The 16,857-nt window shown below is 59.4% G+C and carries 13 protein-coding genes; 5 read left to right on the top strand and 8 right to left on the bottom strand.

Annotated features, from left to right (window positions below; all coding sequences use genetic code 11):
- Position 1: 1 nt before the first annotated feature.
- Genes PSH88_RS12010 through PSH88_RS11990 form a run of 5 tightly spaced genes read right to left on the bottom strand, consistent with a single transcriptional unit; the run spans position 2 to position 9,351 of the window.
- A complete protein-coding gene (locus tag PSH88_RS12010; RefSeq protein ID WP_305426377.1) occupies positions 2-1,621 on the bottom strand; it encodes a DUF2300 domain-containing protein in 1,620 nt (539 codons plus the stop codon).
- Between the two features lies 1 nt (position 1,622).
- The gene (locus PSH88_RS12005; protein ID WP_305426977.1) at positions 1,623-6,197 is read right to left on the bottom strand and encodes an alpha-2-macroglobulin family protein; all 4,575 of its coding nucleotides are present in this window, start codon (positions 6,195-6,197) and stop codon (positions 1,623-1,625) included.
- On the bottom strand, positions 6,194-6,832 hold the full coding sequence (locus PSH88_RS12000; RefSeq protein WP_370694684.1) for a DUF1175 domain-containing protein: 639 nt from the start codon (positions 6,830-6,832) through the stop codon (positions 6,194-6,196). Before PSH88_RS12000 ends, PSH88_RS12005 begins: the two co-directional genes overlap by 4 nt.
- Positions 6,829-8,526 (bottom strand): DUF2138 domain-containing protein, encoded by a 1,698-nt coding sequence (locus PSH88_RS11995; RefSeq protein WP_305426376.1) that lies wholly within the window; start codon positions 8,524-8,526, stop codon positions 6,829-6,831. Before PSH88_RS11995 ends, PSH88_RS12000 begins: the two co-directional genes overlap by 4 nt.
- 33 nt (positions 8,527-8,559) lie before the next feature.
- The gene (locus tag PSH88_RS11990; RefSeq protein WP_305426375.1) at positions 8,560-9,351 is read right to left on the bottom strand and encodes a YfaP family protein; all 792 of its coding nucleotides are present in this window, start codon (positions 9,349-9,351) and stop codon (positions 8,560-8,562) included.
- A gap of 320 nt (positions 9,352-9,671) precedes the next feature.
- Between PSH88_RS11990 and PSH88_RS11985 the strand changes: the two genes are divergently transcribed.
- The gene (locus PSH88_RS11985) at positions 9,672-10,421 is read left to right on the top strand and encodes an SDR family oxidoreductase (RefSeq protein WP_305426374.1); all 750 of its coding nucleotides are present in this window, start codon (positions 9,672-9,674) and stop codon (positions 10,419-10,421) included.
- Positions 10,422-10,575: 154 nt separating this feature from the next.
- Here PSH88_RS11985 and PSH88_RS11980 read toward each other — a convergent pair whose 3' ends face one another.
- Positions 10,576-11,508, bottom strand: coding sequence for a hypothetical protein (locus PSH88_RS11980; RefSeq protein WP_305426373.1), 933 nt, complete (start codon positions 11,506-11,508; stop codon positions 10,576-10,578).
- A gap of 142 nt (positions 11,509-11,650) precedes the next feature.
- Positions 11,651-13,009 (bottom strand): MATE family efflux transporter, encoded by a 1,359-nt coding sequence (locus PSH88_RS11975; protein WP_305426372.1) that lies wholly within the window; start codon positions 13,007-13,009, stop codon positions 11,651-11,653.
- A gap of 316 nt (positions 13,010-13,325) precedes the next feature.
- Between PSH88_RS11975 and PSH88_RS11970 the strand changes: the two genes are divergently transcribed.
- The 4 genes from PSH88_RS11970 (at position 13,326) to PSH88_RS11955 (ending at position 15,820) form a co-directional block, all read left to right on the top strand.
- Entirely contained in the window at positions 13,326-14,378 is a 1,053-nt protein-coding gene (locus PSH88_RS11970; RefSeq protein ID WP_305426975.1) for an alpha/beta hydrolase family protein, read from the top strand.
- A 212-nt stretch (positions 14,379-14,590) separates the two neighbouring features.
- Complete coding sequence (locus PSH88_RS11965) at positions 14,591-14,992, top strand: GFA family protein (RefSeq protein ID WP_305426371.1); 402 nt, start codon at positions 14,591-14,593, stop codon at positions 14,990-14,992.
- A 68-nt stretch (positions 14,993-15,060) separates the two neighbouring features.
- Complete coding sequence (locus tag PSH88_RS11960; protein ID WP_305426370.1) at positions 15,061-15,474, top strand: VOC family protein; 414 nt, start codon at positions 15,061-15,063, stop codon at positions 15,472-15,474.
- Positions 15,467-15,820, top strand: coding sequence for a hypothetical protein (locus PSH88_RS11955; protein ID WP_305426369.1), 354 nt, complete (start codon positions 15,467-15,469; stop codon positions 15,818-15,820). Before PSH88_RS11960 ends, PSH88_RS11955 begins: the two co-directional genes overlap by 8 nt.
- Positions 15,821-15,913: 93 nt before the next feature.
- Here PSH88_RS11955 and PSH88_RS11950 read toward each other — a convergent pair whose 3' ends face one another.
- Positions 15,914-16,714, bottom strand: a complete 801-nt coding sequence (locus PSH88_RS11950) for a GNAT family N-acetyltransferase (protein ID WP_305426368.1) — start codon at positions 16,712-16,714, stop codon at positions 15,914-15,916.
- Between the last annotated feature and the right edge of the window lie 143 nt (positions 16,715-16,857).

Raw genomic sequence — 16,857 nt, 5'->3', positions numbered from 1 at the left:
CCTATTCCAGCAAGAGGTGGCGGGCGAGCCCTTCGATGTAGGTTTCATCCTGGCCGTTGGGGTGTGCTTCGAAGGCCAGGTGCAGGTATTCGTGGGTCAGGTCGAGGCGGTCTTGCAGCGACAGCACGCCGCGCACGTAAATGCGCTGGCGTTCGCGGTCGACGAAAGGACGGCCGAAGGCCAGGCGGCAAACGGCGAAGGTGCTGACTTCGTTGTAGCCAACCTCGCTTTCCAGCCGTGGACGCCAGCCGCGACGTTGTTTTTGCAGCCAGTCTTGCGCGGCGGGCAGCGCTTCGCAGGACGCCACGGGATTGTCCCAGCGGCTGAGGCTGGCGCGTGGGTAGGCGTGCAGCAGAATGGCGTCGTAGCGTTGGCCGGCATTGGCTTGTTCGACGGCTTGCTGCCAGGAGAGTTTGTCCGGCCCCGGTTGGTCAGAGTGATAGGTGACGTTGCTGCCGGCGAGGACCAGGTCGCTGGTCCACGCGGCGATGTTGCGCGACTCGGTCGCGGCCGGGCGTGGGGCGACGCGCTGTCGGTTGCTGCTGTCATCGATGCTCAGGCAGTCGCCGTTGCGGGTGGCGTTTTGCAGCAGGTAGGTGCGGATCGCGACGCTCAAGGCTTTGGCGGCTTCGGCGGGTTCCGGTCTGGCTTCGCGCTGCAGGACACGGGCGACGTATTCTTCGCGGTCCAGGCGAGCGACGAGTTTGTCTTTGAGCAAGAACAACTCGCCGTCGCTATGGATATCGAGTTGATTGCCATTGGCGAACTCGACGCGATAGTCGCCTTGCAAGGGCCCGGGCGTTATCACGCGATCCCCCGACAGCACGCGTTTCAGCGGATAACGCGCGAACAGACCGACCTCGACGCACTTCCCCGCCTCGGCGGGCCATGACGAAGGCAACACCGTCGCCAGTGCCTGACCGTAATTGCGCAAGACCATTTGACTGGTACCGCGCCCACCGGCCCAGATCGGTGTGCCGTCCGCCGTCCAGCCAGCAAATCCGCCCTGACGCGACGAAGGGTCCTGATCCCCCAACCAGCTCCAGGTTTTCACCCGCAACCGACCACCGAGTTCGCCCACGACGTTACCGTCAGCAGCGTTCAGCACCACATCGAGCAACACCCGGCGCGCCTGATCCTGCGCCGGCATCACGGCCAATGCCTTCAACAACTCAGCCACCGAAACCCGGGCCTGCGGTTGCAACGACGGCAAATCCAGCAACCACGTCGGCGCTTGTCTCGCCTGCCAATACTCGCGCCATTGCGCGCCAGCAATGCCCAGACGCGCAGGCTCGAAATACAACCCGCAAGACTTCACCAATGCCTGATCGCGCTCAATCCTGCCGCCCGCCGTGCAGCAATACACTTCTTCCTTCGATTGCCCGCGACACTCATACGCCGGTTCATGCGCGCCGGTATCCACCAGCCAGCCGTAGACAAACAGCTTCCACACACTACCCAGTGGCGTCTGCACATCAGCAGGCAATGGCTCACGCGAGATCACCTGCGTCTGGCTCAACGCAAGCCATTCACCTTTGAAGCCCAGGTGCAACGGCTCGTCCTGCGCTGTCGCCAGCGCAGGCATCAAGCACAGCAGTAACCAGACCAAACGCCGGGTCATGTCAGTGGACCGTGACCTGACCGAGCGCCGGCTTCTGTTCCTGGGCCTGATGCTGTGGTGCATAGACCTGCGTGAAACGCACCGGCGGCAGATTGAACTGACCCTTTTGCGAGAAGCGCACCAGATGACGCAGGCGCAATTCACCGCTCAAGGCATCCACCGGGATCGCGTAAGCCAGTTGCCCCGGTTCGAAACGGGCCTTCTCCAGCGCAGTCGGCTCGGTGCCGGCCTTGCCCATCAGCTTGATGCCCCACGTGGTGCGCTCGACGTCCGCGCCCGGTGGCAGCGGCACTTCGAGCATGCCGTAGCGCAGCGGTTTCGCGGCCTTGCTGGTGATGATCACTTCGTCCAGATACAGGCTGTCGCTGGACAACGGTTTGCTGCCGACCGCTTCGAGTTTGAATTCGAACGCTTCGTCACCCGGCACCAGACGCGACAGACGACGAGTGATGGTCACGGCCATCGGGTTCACCGGCGGTTGCTTGCTCTGGAAGCTCAACGCGGCACGAAGCGGACGTTCTTGCTCCCCGGTCAGCGACAACACTGCCGGCACGGGCGCAGCACCCTGCCACGTCCAATACATCTCACCGGTAGCACTGTGTTGTTTCTTCCACCCTTCACCCGGTGCCAGCGCGATGGTCGGCGAGGCCTGCTCGATGCTGCGTTGCAGCCAGGTCAGCGCCAAGGCGCGTTCCAGGGTCGATTGCTGTGGCAACAGGCGTTGCAACAACGCTTGAGCGTGAGCCTGATCGAAGGCTTGCAGCGACAGGTTCAGCGCTTCGACAAACGGTTGAGAGCTGGCGGCCACTTGTTGTTGCGCAACTTCCAATTGACCATTGAACGCCGACGGCAGATTGACCTTGGCCTGACGCGCCAAAGACGCGGTCAGCACCCGAGCGCTGGCCAGCCCCAACGCCGAATCCGGATCGCTCATGACCAGGCTCTCTGCGCCATCGTCCATCACGCTCGCCGCATGGCCTTCGCCGGCTTTCACCAAGTCGTCGATCAAACCACTGAGCAGCGTGTTCACCGGCAATTGCATCTGCTTGGCAAACGACAGAATCAACGCCCGCTGCAACAGCGGCGTGTTCTGCGCTTGTTTTGCGTACACCTCCAGCACCCGCTGCCAATGCTCCGGCGGCAGGCTCAGTTCCAGCGCTTTGCTGGCGTGCCAATCGGCGTAATAGGCATACGCGGTCAGGAACGCATCCGGCTCACCGTCGTAGCCCCACCAGGTGAAGCTCGCCGATGGGCCGGCCATTTGCACCAGTCGCAGACGACTGTTCTGCATGATCAAACGCAAGCGATCGCGGATCTGTGGATTCGACGACAGCGTTGGATAGGCGATGCTCAGCGGCAGCAGACGGCTGGCGGTTTGTTCGACGCCGCCGTACGGATAGCTCAGCAGATCATCAAGTGCCGAACGGAACAGCGCTTGCGGGCTGTCATCCAGACGCAGGCGAATATCCGTGGCGTCTGCCGGCAAGGTCAGCGGCGTATCACCGCTGGCCACGTCCAGGCTTTGGCTCTGAGTCACCTGCCAGCCTTCGCCGGTCGCGGTCAGGCGCACGGCCAGGGCGTCAGCAGTTTTACCGTCCTGCACCAGCTCGGCGGTCCACTCGCCATTGGCCACGGTGAACGCCGGCAATGCGAGGTAGTTGATGCCGTTGTTCAACGTGACCGGCACCCGTTGTTCGGCGCCCGCGTAATGAATCACCAGCTCAGCCTTGACCGGTTTCTCGGCCTGACTGAACGCGAACACACCGAGATCCGGTTTGTCGCTGTTGCGGAATTTCGTCGGGCCACTCCACTTCAGGTACAGCGGTTTTTCCGAGCGCACGAATTGCTTCTTCTGCCCGACCTGGCCGTCATCGGCGATGGCGCGGGCGGTGATGCGCCAGCGAGTCAGCGAGTCCGGCATTTTGAAAGTGAAGCGGGTTTTGCCATTCGCATCGGTGATCAATTCAGGCTGCCACGCGGCGGTGTCGACGTCTTCGCGACGTGGCCGCTCCAGCACTTTCACGCCCCGCTCGCTGCGGTTGGCTTTGCCCGGTGCGCCTGGGCTGCCCGGCAGTGCCACGTCGTAGCTGATAAACGACAAACTGGCGCTGGTGCGCACGTTGTTGCGGCGTGGGTGATAGAAGAACTGGTCGATGGTAGGCGCGACTTCCGGTTGCAGCGCGTAGACCATTTCATCAACCACGCTGACCGTCAGGTGCGCGGGAATCGGCTTGCCGGCGAACTGCGTCGTGAGGTCCACGGACACCGTATCGCCCGGCTGATACGCCTCTTTATCGGTGCTGATCGCCACATCGATCTGGGGTGCGACAACTTTGATCCCGGCGTTCTGGAAGCTGTATTGGCCGCCCTTGGTGTAGAGCACGGAGAAGGTCAGGTTCGGCGCGAAGTTGTCCTTCACTAGGATGCGTGCGCGGTATTGGGTGTCGCTGAGTTTTTCCATCTTCAGCCAGTCGCTGCCCTTGGACAGCAGCGCCGTGGCCTCGACCTTGTCGCGTTCCAGCGACAACAGCGCATCGATGATCGGCTCGGGGAAAGTGATCAACGCGAGGGCTTCGTCGCCGGCCTTGTACTCGGGTTTATCGAGGACAATTTCCACAGTGCCGGGCACGGCTTTGACGCCATCGCCGGTGACCGAATGACCGGTCGCGCCAAGTACGCGGCCGTGATCATCCTTCAGCGTCAGGTTGTAAGTGCCCGGACGGTCGAAGGCCAGGGTGAAGCCTTTATCTTTGGCGGCGAGTTTACCTTCGCCAGTGGTTTGATCTTCGAGTCGCACCCAACTGTAGCTGCTCGGGTTGACCGCTTTGCTCTGCTCGCTGCCACCTTCGTTGGCATAGCTGAATGCAACCTTGCCGCCCACCGCGCTGAACCGCTGCGGCGCGCTCAAGCGGAAACTGGCGGCGCCACGGTCGATGAGGATTTCCTTGGTGGTCTTGACCCGATACGCCGCGCCATCGCTGGCGAACACGGTGAGCATGTAGCGGCTCGGTTTCTCGGCGGCGGGCAGATCGAGGCTCGCGTTGCCCTTGGCGTCGGTGGTCAGTTCGGCGCTGGTCAGTTCCACCGGGAATTGCCCGAGGTATTGCAGCTCGTTATCGACCATCGACAATTGTTGGGCGCGCAGGCTCAGGCTCAACTTGGCGTTGGCCACCGGTTTGCCATCCGGGTACAGCAACACCAGACTGCCCTTCACCGCTTCGCCGGTGCGGTAATCCTGCTTGGCCAGGTTCAGGGAAATCTCGAAGTGCGGCTTGATGTATTCAGCGACACGAAAAGCACTGCTGTAGGCCTGATCCTTGTAGCTGAAACGCAATTCATAACCGCCCGCCACCGCGTTGTCCGGCAACTGGAAACGGCCTTGGGTGCCGGCCTTGGAATCGAGTTTCAGTGCCAACGATTGCAGCGCCGTGCCCGTGGCATCGAGCACGGTCACATTGACGTCGGCAGCGGTCGGTGCCACGGAATCCCGTGCATTCTTGAACTCGCGGCCGACGATTTTCAGCGACACCCAATCCCCCGGCCGATACAGCGGCCGGTCGGTGAACGCATAGAGTTTGGTGTCGTAGATTTCGCTGTCGTAATAGAAGTTCTCGGAGACGAACACCCCGCCCTCTTCGTCCTCGCCAATCACGAACGAACGCTCCGGGCTGACGTGTTTCAGACGCAGCAAACCATCGGCGTCAGTAGCGCCACTGCTCATCACACCCAGGCCGTCGGTCCACAGCACATTGACCTTGGGCACCGAACTGCCTTCGTGTTTGCGCGCGGCCCACACCAGCAATTCATCGCCGGCAATCTTGCTCACGGCCACGGTGTTGGAGACGAAAACCATGGTGGTCGCGCGGTACTTGCCGATCAGCGCTTCCACCAGATACAGGCCCGGCTTCAGGTTGCCCAACGGGATGTACACGTTGCCCGGCGAAACACTGACGAACTCGCTGGAAGAACCGGCCAGGTTCACGCCCACAGGCGGCTGGATCGGTTTGGCTTGCCACAGCGGATAACGGAATTGACTGACCACCGGCAAGCCCGGAATCAACGCGAATTGCGGCTGAGCGTCGTAGGGCGTTGGCGCGGAGATGGCGGTGCCCATTTTCAGTTCCGGAACTTCCTCGGTGACTTGTTTGCGCGACTCGTAGGAAAACGCCCGCTGCATCACCCGACGGGATTTGCGGTACCAGTTGTCCCACAGGTACGCGAGGGTGTTCGACAGGCCTTCGCCCTTGAACTGGCCGTCGCTGACCACGCGGTGCAGGTTCTTCTGGCGCTTGAGGAAATCCAGCGGCTTGTCGATTCGATACACCCGAATGTCGGCGCCGCCATAAGGCTCCATGCGGAACCGGCGGTAATCGCGGCCCGGCGCTTCGAGACGAACCATCGCCTGTTCGTCGCTGGCGAAACTGCTGTCGGCCAGCAGGAAAAAACTCTCACCGGCCACCGGCGTGTAGCCGCTCGGCTCGACGGTGTCTTCGGCATTCACCGCCGACAAGGGCAGCACCAACGCCAACAACAATGGAATTCGAGAGCAAATGCGCAGCATGCGGGCACCGATCATTGGGAGAGGAAGTTCAGTCGATAGACGCCGATGAAGTTGGGGTTGGCTGCGTCGGGTATCCATCGGGTGTCCTTCCATGTCATGAGTTGTTGCAGGCTTGCGGAGCGCATGCCGTTGTCAGTGGGGGTGGTGGTGCCGGTGTGATAGGCGATGAAGCGGCCCATCCAGATCATCAGGTGCTGGTCGTCGCCCTGATCGAAAAACATCAGGTCGCCGGGCCGGGCCTGGGCCAGATCGCGGCCGATCAGATGACTGTTGAACTGAATCAATTTGATCGCGTTGACGTAAGGCCCGACTTTGCCGCCGCCCTGCTGCCATTGCTGGGCAAGGCCGCGTTGGGCGTCGCTCAGTTGCAGTTCCGGCGGCAGGTAGCGATTGGACAGGCCATTGCTGCGCAGCCATTTGTCGTCATGGACTTTCAGCGCTTCGTTGGCGGCAAACCGCACCAGCCCGGCGCAGTCCTGCTGATACCAGCGCGGGCTCGGGCCTTGGGTCAGTTGTTCCTGGGCGATGCGCACGAACCAGGCGCGGAATACCTGGGATTGCTGCAGGTCGAGCGCCGGGGCTTCGCTGGCAAAGGTGCGAGTCCCCAGCAGCAACGCCAGCAGGCCGAGGCCTCGGATGAGTGCGGTCACAGGGCTTTCCACTCCAGCGGCAGCCACTGCCAGTGGCCGTCGGGCTCGCTGCCTTTGGGCAACGTCAGGGCGTATTTGCCGTAGCCGCCGAGGGTGCGCAGTTTTGGGATCAGGTAGGTTTGTGCGGCGTTGTAGAACACCGGCTCCATGTCCTGCGGCAGGCTGTCGAGGGTTTCCTGCTGCATCAGTTGCGCCATGGAATCGGGGCCGAAATAGATCGGCATCAGCAGGTCTTTGGGCAGCACGTCAGCCAGCGGCGGGAAACGTTTGTCGAGGGTGCCGAGAGCTTTGTCGACCAATTTGTCGTCGAGGGAGAACAGCAGCGTCGAACCGTGGCGAGCCAGGCTCACGCGCATAAAGGCTTTGCCGGTGATCGCGTCCGGTTGCTCGGCATCCTTGGCCTTATAGGGACCGAAGTTGGAGCTGACCTGGCGCTGCCACTGATGGGTATTACCTTCCTGCTTCTCGACCACCGGGAACGCATGCTCAGCGACCTTGCCTTCGTAGGCGCCGACCATCGAGCCGAACAGGTTGCCCAGGTCGCCGTCGAGTTTGGCGCTGTCATCGTCATTCAGGCTGGCCACCAGCAGCGGCGTGTACAGCCGCGAATCGGCGTACCAGCACAAGCCGGCGGCACCGGCCATGTGTTCGGTCAGGGCTTGGGCCACGGCGTCGTCGGCGCCGAGTTTCACCAGCAGCGGTTTCTGTTGTTCGGCGGCCAATGGCAAGGCCACGCAGGCGCTGGCGCCCATCGGCATGGCTTGCCAGATCGGTTTGAAGTCGAAGTCCGGCTGGTTTTCCAGTTCATCCATGGCGAGGAAGCTGTGCCAGCCCTTGTCGTCCATGTCGAATCGCAGGCCGGCGAAATTCGGGATGAAGCGCTGATAACCCATGGCCAAAACGCTGGAATTGACCGAGAGGCGTTGTTTTACCTCGGGCGTACGCGGTGGCAGGCCGAAGGCTTCGGGGAACAGTTTGTCGCCGTTGAGCAAGGCGGCGATGGCCTTGGTCGAAACGCTGCCGGTGTCCTCTGATGCGCCGTTTTCCGGATCGTAGAGCTTGGCCGGATTGGACAGCACCACCAGTTTGTCGCCATGGGAAGCGAACACCAATGACTTGCTGGCGTTGTAGTTGAGCTGATAAAGCGTGACGGCGTCGGCGCCGACTTTCACCTCGCTGAGTTTGCTCAGCTGCGTATCACCCAGCGCCACTTTAGCCAGTGGCTCCAGCACCTTGGCCAGCCCGCCGCGATCCATCACCAACAGGAAATCCTTGAGTCGCCCATCCGCCCCGCGCCACAGCGCCACATCCGCCGGTTGATCGAACATCTGCTCGATCAGGCTGTCCTGCAACTTCAAGTCATGCTCGTAAATAATCCGCCGCAGACTGCCGATCAGGCCGAGACGGTCGGCGTGGGCTTCGTAATAGAAGACGAAATCTTCGGTCAGGGTTTCCTTGAGAAACGGCACGGCCAGCAAATCCTTGGGCAACTGGCTCAGGGAATGGGTTTCGAGCAACCCGTCTGGCCGGCTCATGCCCAGTTTGTCACTGGCCAGTTCCGCAGGCGGAGCCTTGGGTTTGTTCAGAAACCAACCCAACCCGCCTGCCACGCCGGCTACCAGGCACAGCCCGATTACCAGCGCCGGCCAGCGACGGGAAGTGTTGGCGGCCGGGGAAACAGTGTTATCACTCATGTTCAAACCCAATTCATCCGTGGTGCGGGATGTTTAATAGTTGAAAGTCTTGACCAGCAGCAGGTCGCCGATCGCCCGCAAAGGCACGATGAAGGTCTCGCGTTTTTCGTCGACGGTGTTTTCGTTGAGCACCAGATTGATTTGCGAGGTGATCACCTCGTTCTGGTTGCTGGTCTCATCGAAGTTATAGCCGCCGCTGCCGAAGTTGCCCCAATAGTTCACGTAAACCAGATAAGTGCCATGCATCGGCGCGGTCATGGTGAACATTTCCGGACCGGGGCCATCGACCCCGTCCGGGTCCAGGCCACCGCCGTTGCTCATCGCCGGGCGAGCCCAGAACGCATGCTGGCCGTCGGGGGTAATGATGTGCAGATCGAGTTCGGCCTTGGGGTCGTCCCAACCCAGCACCACGCGAATGCGTGCCGGCGTGCGCAGGTTGTTGGCTTCATAGAATTGAACGCGCTTGAGCGACTTGCCCTCGGAACTGCGCACTTCGACGCTATTGGACCCGGCGCCGAACGCATACGGCCGGGCAAAACGCCCTTGGTCGTCGGTGTACAGATTCAGGGGATTGCCGTTGACCGCCAGGCTGTGCGGCGGTCGGAGGGTGCCGAGGGCTTTGAGCTGGCCTTCGATCATTGTGCGATTGCGCTGCACGCCGCGGTCGATGGGCGGCGTGGGATAGGCGACTCGAGGGTTTTCACTGCGGTCCAGCAGCCCGTGATAGCGCCAGCCGCCCACCGGTTCCGACAACTCGGCCGTGGGCTCGGCCCATGCCACCTGGGCGCAGATCAGCGTGATCAGCAGTGAAAGAACACAACGCATGTAACGCCTCCTGCCATGCATAACGAAACCTGGCGCCCGATCCTCGGCGCGTTATTTGATCTGACTGGCATTACGCCACAGGCCGGCAATATAACATTGCCAGCGGAGTAATTTTCCGATCTTTTTCTGCTTATAGAGGCATTTATTCGATAACCCGATGGGCACCGACTTACACCCGCTGATCGCACCATTTATCGGACAACCCGAACAAGTTCTCGCCCCCGCAGCCATTGAGCTCATTCCGGGTCTTTAATGGTTCCAGGATTAAAAGCCCCAGGCAGACACACCGCAATCTCTGCGCGCGCATCGGGAGACTCGTCATGAAAATCGTCGTCATTGGCGGCACCGGGCTGATCGGCAGGCACCTCTGCAAAAACCTGCAAGACCTGGGGCATGAAACCCTGCCCGCATCACCGAGCACCGGCGTCAACGCCCTCACCGGCGAAGGCTTGCAAACCGCTTTGCAAGGCGCCGACGTGGTGGTCGACGTGGCCAACTCACCCTCCTTCGAAGACGCTGCCGTGCTCAAGTTCTTCGAGACCAGCGGGCGTAACCTGCTCGCTGCCGAGAAAACCGCCGGCATCAAACACCATGTCGCCCTGTCGGTGGTGGGCACCGAGCGCATGCTCGACAGCGGTTACTTCCGGGCGAAAATGGCGCAGGAAAAACTCATCAAAGACTCGGGCATCCCCTACACCATCTTGCGGGCCACGCAGTTCTTCGAATTCATCGGGGCCATTTCGCACTCCGGCGTGCAGGAAGGCGACACCGTGCGTTTGACCTCCGCCGAGCTGCAACCGATTGCTGCAGTCGATGTCGCGATGGCATTGACGAAGGTCGCCGTGCGAGCACCGAGCAATCAGACCCTGGAAGTGGCCGGCCCTGAACGCTGGCCGCTGGTGGAATTCGTGCGCCTGTTTTTGCAACACACCAACGACCCGCGCCAGGCCCAAGCCGACGACACGGTCCCCTACTTCGGTGCGCCAATCAATGACCATTCGCTCACGCCGGGAGAGCACCCCATCGTCGGGCCGACGCGCTTCGAGAGCTGGCTCAAGAGCTGCGTTTGATACTCAAACGGAGGTTTACACCATGAGTACTCTGGCACGCACTCTTGGCGCTGGTTGCGCTCAACGGTTTGTTCCTTGCAGTGAATGGCCTCTTCATGTTGATCGACCCAGAAGGGCGACAATCCAACGCGCCCTCTCCTAAAACTTGTCCAGGTCAAATATCAAAAATCGGGATCTGACCGTCCGCATAGCCCTCTATTTTGTTCCCCGAGTAAACCACATGAGAGGTGGTGCAGAGCGCCGTCGGCCGGCCGTTTTTGTTGGGCATAAGCAGAACAGTCCCCTTGGCGGCATACACCGCCCTGGCGGCTGAAGACGTTCTGAGTTCAATCGCCAACCGGGAGCCTGCGGCGTTCTTGACGAAATCGCACGAATAAATACCGATAGCCAAGCTTGGGCCAAATAGACTCTGCAGCTTGGCACCGAACGACTGGGCGCTGGTATAGAGCTTTCCGGATTCGGCTTCAGCAATAAAGTTTGCATCCTTAGGATCGTCAGGGTTGCCGATGTACAGACGTCCTGGGCCACCATGGGTGACGATCAGAATGGTATCGATAACGGCGCCCTTTTTATCCTCGGCGGCGAGTTTTTCCAGCGAGGCAATCACTGCGGCAAGGGTGGTATCGGCTTTTATGAGAAAGCACGGCCGAAACAATTTGTCCTTGCACCAAGCACTGACTGACCCGGCGAAGAGCTCACCGGAATCGCCACTGCTGCGGTCACCGATAAAGTCGTGATAAATAACCACCACGCCGCCTCTGGGGACTGTGGTAGTCGTTTCATCCGAGGTCAACTCGACGGCATAACGGAAGTTCATGGAAACCACTTCGTCCGCACGCGTAGGAAAGTGGTCTACCAATGTTGTCAGAAACACTTCGGTTCCGACTTCAACGAGTTTTTGTTCGTCCGCATTGGCCCACGGCGCGCTATCACTGGCGTTAACCAATGCGTCATCGTCGAAGTCTATCTCAAGGAGTGCGTTGATGCTGAAGCTGACCAGTTGCTCCTGTTTACTATGCAGATCTTTGACAACGGCCGCCTTGCGTCCCTTAGTCAGTTTGGTGACCACCCCGTGCCATAAATGCATCGCGCCACTCCCTGGACTGTAATCTGCTGCCATTCGCAGCAAGACACGTAAACTAACGGGCCTGTGTGCGCACAACAGATTATGGTCGACTTTCGCGGATTTGAAAGGCAGCGTTGACTATGTCATCGAGGCCAAGCCCTCCTTACACCAACCGCTCAATCTTCTGATGCTGCCAGACCATTTTGTAATACAGCGTCTGCAGGATCAGCATGCCCAAATATGCCACCGGAAACGCCATCCAGACACCTTGCAGCCCAAAGCGCGCATCCAGCAAATACGCCACCGGCAACTGCACCCCGACCACACAAACGATCGAAACCGCCACCGGCACCAACACCGTGCCGCTGGCGCGCATGATGCCGCCGACAATCGCCTGGAAGCCAAACACCAACAGGCTCCAGAGCATGATGTGCAACAGGTGTTCGGCCATCGCCCGGGTGGAATCATCCGTGAGGAACAACCCCAGCAACCAGTGCGACAACAGGTAGCCCAACACCACCAGGCCACCGGTCAGGCACACGTTGATCAACAGCCCCGTGCGCAAAATCGGCCCCATGCGCTCGATGCGTCCGGCCCCGATAGCCTGCGCGCCAAGGATCGACGCCGTGATCGCAATCGACAGCGCCGGGAACTGCACGTAATTGACGATCTGCGTCACCGCCCCATACGCCGCCGTCGCCTGGGAACCATGCTGGTTCACCAGCGCCAGAATCACCAGCTCCGATAACGACAGCACCACCATCTGCAACCCGGTCGGCAGCCCGATGCGCAACACCTTGCCGAGGATCTCCATATCCAGGCGCATTGCCGCAAACATCTCCCGATCCGGCGCCAACGGATGTCCCTTGCTAATTAATCGCCACGCCAACCACCCCATCGCCGACAAATTACCCGCCAACCCCGCCCACGCCGCACTCTGAATCCCCATCGGCGGCAACCCCAACCACCCGAGAATCAACGCCGGCGTCAGCGCCAGCCCGACACACGTCGACACCACCAGCGCCAACAACGGCGACACCGTATCGCTCACCCCGCGCAGCAACTGCGTGAACAACACAAACACCAACAGCGACGGCAAAATCCACATCATCACATGCGCATACGCCACCGCATCGTCCAGCACATCCGCCGGCGTGCCCAAACCCTGCAACGCCGGCCGGGCGAACACACTCCCCAACACCGCCGCCACCAACCCGATCATCGCCCCCAACAGCAACGTCGAACCAGCAATCGCCTTCACCAAATGCAACTCGCGAGCGCCCCAGGCTTGACCGATCAACACCCCGGCACCCGCGCCGAGGCCAATGACCAGGGCGATGAAGAAGAACACCACGGGGAACATGCCCGATACCGCCGCGAGAGCCTGGGTGCCGAGCATTTGGCCGATGTAGATGCTGTTGATGGTGCCCGACATGGATTGGAGGAAATTGGAGAGGACCATGGGAGCGAGGAATAGGAGGTAGGTTTGCCAGAGGGGGTGTTGGGTGGTGGGGGTTTGCATTGAGGTTCCGTCTCGGGTGGGGGCTGGCGTTTGGGAAATTCTACGCTACGGAGCCGGGAATAACGCGCTCCTGTTTTGCGGATTTGGGGGAGCAGAATTAATGTCTGCTTTCGGGCCCAAAAGCAGACGTTCAGCCTTCTCACTAAAGGCCGCGAACAGAGTTAACGATGAAAATTATGCGCGGCGATTCGAATGTGGGCTTTAATGTTCGTGCTTATATATGCAGCCACATTAGCTTCGACTCCGTACGAAGATGGATGCGCCTAACGGCGGGTTCAGGTTGCTATGCACTTGTCTAATCAAGGAAGAAACGACATTGAAAATAGCTTTCGGCGCCCTGCTGTTGACCTGGCTGACTACTATCGCACTCGCTGACGAGAACCCTGTCGGCTTCCAATCTTCCACACTGTCGGACCCGCACAATGACCGCTCACTGGAGATGGTCGTCTGGTACCCCAGTGCAACTACCGCCGCGACGGAATTGATCGGCGATAATGCGGTGTTTGTCGGTGCTTCTGCCGTTCGTGACGCGCCGCCAGCTGCTGGCAAGCATCCATTGCTGGTGCTCTCCCACGGATACAGGGGGAACTGGAGCAACCAGATCTGGCTCGCCAGTGCTCTGGCTCAAAGGGGTTACATCGTCGCCGCAATCAATCACCCTGGCACCACCACTCATGACCGTAGCCCTCAAGCAGCGGCGCAGTTATGGCAGCGGCCCGTTGATTTGCGCCGAGCCATTGATAGGGTCACGACTCAACCTGAAAAATTCGGCTTGGTCGCCAATGACCGAATTGCAGTGGTGGGCCATTCACTCGGCGGATGGACCGCCCTGGAGATCGCCGGTGCGCGTTTCGATCCAGACCGCTTCGCCCATGACTGCAAAGCCCACCCGCAGTTAGCAAGTTGCACCGTCTATGGAAAGATAAACCCCGCAAGCACCTCAGAATCAAAGGCCGCGTTGGCCGCCGATTTGCGCGATAAACGCGTCACTGCTGTGGTTACATTGGACTTGGGCCTTTCACGGGGCCTGACCGATGCAAGCCTGGCGGCGCTGCCGGTACCCGCACTGGTGATCGCTGCCGGCGTTCCCTCGCGCGAGCTTCCCGCTGAGTTGGAGTCTGCCAACCTGGCCAAACGCCTGCCTGCAGCGTCAAGCCGTTACGTCGAAATCAGCGACGCAAGCCATTTCAGCTTCATGTCGGTGTGCAAACCTGGTGCGCAAGTAATGCTCGAAGAAGAAGTACCCGGCGATGGCATCATTTGCCGGGATGGCGACAGCGCTCGCTCGCGTGGGGTGATTCAACAGCAGATTACATCGCTGATAGCAGAGTTTCTTCAGTCATCTATCAACAAAGAAGACAGTTTGTAAACTCGTGGTACGAGAACTGCCGCAGCTCAACTAAAAAACGCTGGAGCAGTTTTAGCGCGCGCGCAATCTGTCAGATCGGTTGGCCAGGGATGAGCGTTCGGGGTCGGAAGCGGTCGGTCGCGAACAGCTGCTTTCGGCCAGATGCTGCCGGTCGACACCGAAGCTGTTCGCGGTTTAAATGGCCGTCTCTTCGTTCTCAGGTGTGCTCCAAAATGACTGACGTCTTCCAGGGCAGCTGCCTTTGCGGCGCCGTCAAATACGAAATCCGGTCACGACCAAAAGCGCTTTCTCACTGCCATTGCAGCCAATGCCGCAAAAGCCATGGAGCCGCATTCGCCAGCTATGGCAGTGTATTGCGTGGCGATCTGCACCTCATCCAAGGCGCCGATGGCATCAAGTCGTACAGATCCTCTGAATCAGTATTGCGCCAGTTCTGCGCCCAGTGCGGCTCTTCGCTGTTCTGGTCAAGAAACCAAGGTGAATACTCCAATTGGATCTCGATAGCGCTGGGCGCCCTGGACACTACATTCACCTCGGATAAGCAGAAACACATCGAGGTGGCGTCCAAGGCTCCATGGTATGAAATTCAGGATCATTGGCCGCAATTCCAGTGAGCTCTGAAAGCCGAAAGCAGGCATCCGACTTCAATGTGCTGGATTGGCACAACAAGGAATGCTCGCTCATGAAATTTGGCTACATGATCATCTACGTCCCGGACGTTGCTGCCTCACTTCAGTTCTTTTCATCAGCCTTCGGGCTCAACATTCGATTCCTCCATGAATCCGCCACCTATGGCGAACTCGAAACAGGAGAAACTGCACTGGCATTCGCCGCCAATGAACTGGCCGCAATGAACTTCAGTACCGGCCATGTTTCGGCACACTCGCGCCCCAAACCGCTAGGCATCGAAGTCGGACTAGTGACTGAGGACGTTCCAGCGGCTCATGCCAGAGCGCTGCAAGCGGGCGCTACTGAAATGTCCGCCCCAAGCACCAAGCCCTGGGGGCAAACCATTTCCTACGTTCGATGCCCTGACGGGACGCTGGTGGAACTCTGCACACCGGTGATGCATAAATCAGGTGTTCCCCATGACTGAGGCAGAGATTCTGTCTTGGCTTTTTTCCAATGATTGGCCTAAGGCTGAGGAACTGGCCAGCTACGCAATAAGTCATCACGGATATGTGGGGGATGATGGCTACTACGGAATGAGATTTCGTTCCGATCTCGATGAGTTTGAGCGGACCGTTGAAGGTGCGTTCATCCCTGAAGGATTTGTCGAAATAATGTACTGGGACGGTGACCACAAAGAAATTCGCATTCCCGAAAGCAACTACATCTTCGGCTTAAAAAAGCACCTTTTGAAACTGGGCTATTGGGGTCTGGCTACCGATCTTGACAGTGCATACCCAGCTGCTCAAACAACAACGTCAGTTCTCCCATGAGCCAGGTTAAGTCAGTTGCCTGCGGGTCGATTTCGGTCAGTCGCGACAGACAGAAATCGGCCAAAAACGGACGATCGTGTTCAGCCGTTTATCTTAGTTATCTGCGAGGCGGTACAGTGCCTGGGCATGAGATGTCGTCAACCCGGCACGTTGCAGATTTCGGCGACTTTGGGAGCTGGCCAGCGCGGTCGCGGCGATCAAGTGGCAGCCATGCTTCTTCGCTTGCTCAATTCGATGAGATATCAGTGCTCCATGGTAGCCAAGGCCCCGGGCATCCTTTCGGGTGGCAGCCGTTCCAAGGTAGGCAATGCCATTACTGGCCAAATACATTGAGGCTCCTGCCACGACTTTCCCATCAGCCTTCAGGACGCAGATTTTCAGACGTCCGCTCGACGTCTGCTCTGCGAAGGATGCTTGATTCAGTAATCGGTACTCTGGTTTGGTATGAAAACCACCCGCATGCACATCTGCGAACTGAGCAAGAGTTTTTGACGTGACTTCCTCGATTTGGAATGAGTGGCGACTCAAGACCACCTTCTCGATGGCACACGCGAACTGCAAGTGAGTCCAGCCCCTCAAACGCTCAAGCTGCGTTTCGCCCACAAGTGAGTACTGTCCCAACGCGGAAGGTTTCCCGATAAGGGGAGTTACGACCGAATGTTCCGCTGAATCTTTGAGCAACTTCAAAAGTGCCTGGGGATCACGGGCGCTGTCGCCGTAGATGCGGTTGAACATTGGGCTAGGTGATGCGTTCACCTGAAAGCACGGAAAGTCTCCGTTGGAAAAAACACGTGCGCCATAAGGATTTCCACTTATCCCTGCCAAGTTCTGAACACGCGAACGCAAATACTCGCTTTCTGCGGCCTCAATCTGATGTGCCAGTTCAACATCCATGTAAGTCGTCCTTTTTTGAAGATTTCCAAGGGAGGGAAAGCGCATCGAACAATACGCTTGCGCCCAAGTACGAACCAGTAGCTGGCTCTGCTTCACCGTCAGTTTTGGGTCGTTTACTGCCCTTGGCGACAGGCAACACAGCC

The organism is Pseudomonas wuhanensis (assembly GCF_030687395.1).
GTDB classification, from domain to species: domain Bacteria; phylum Pseudomonadota; class Gammaproteobacteria; order Pseudomonadales; family Pseudomonadaceae; genus Aquipseudomonas; species Aquipseudomonas wuhanensis.
Note: the sequence above shows the minus strand (reverse complement) of the source record. Positions and strands in the feature narration are given on the sequence as shown.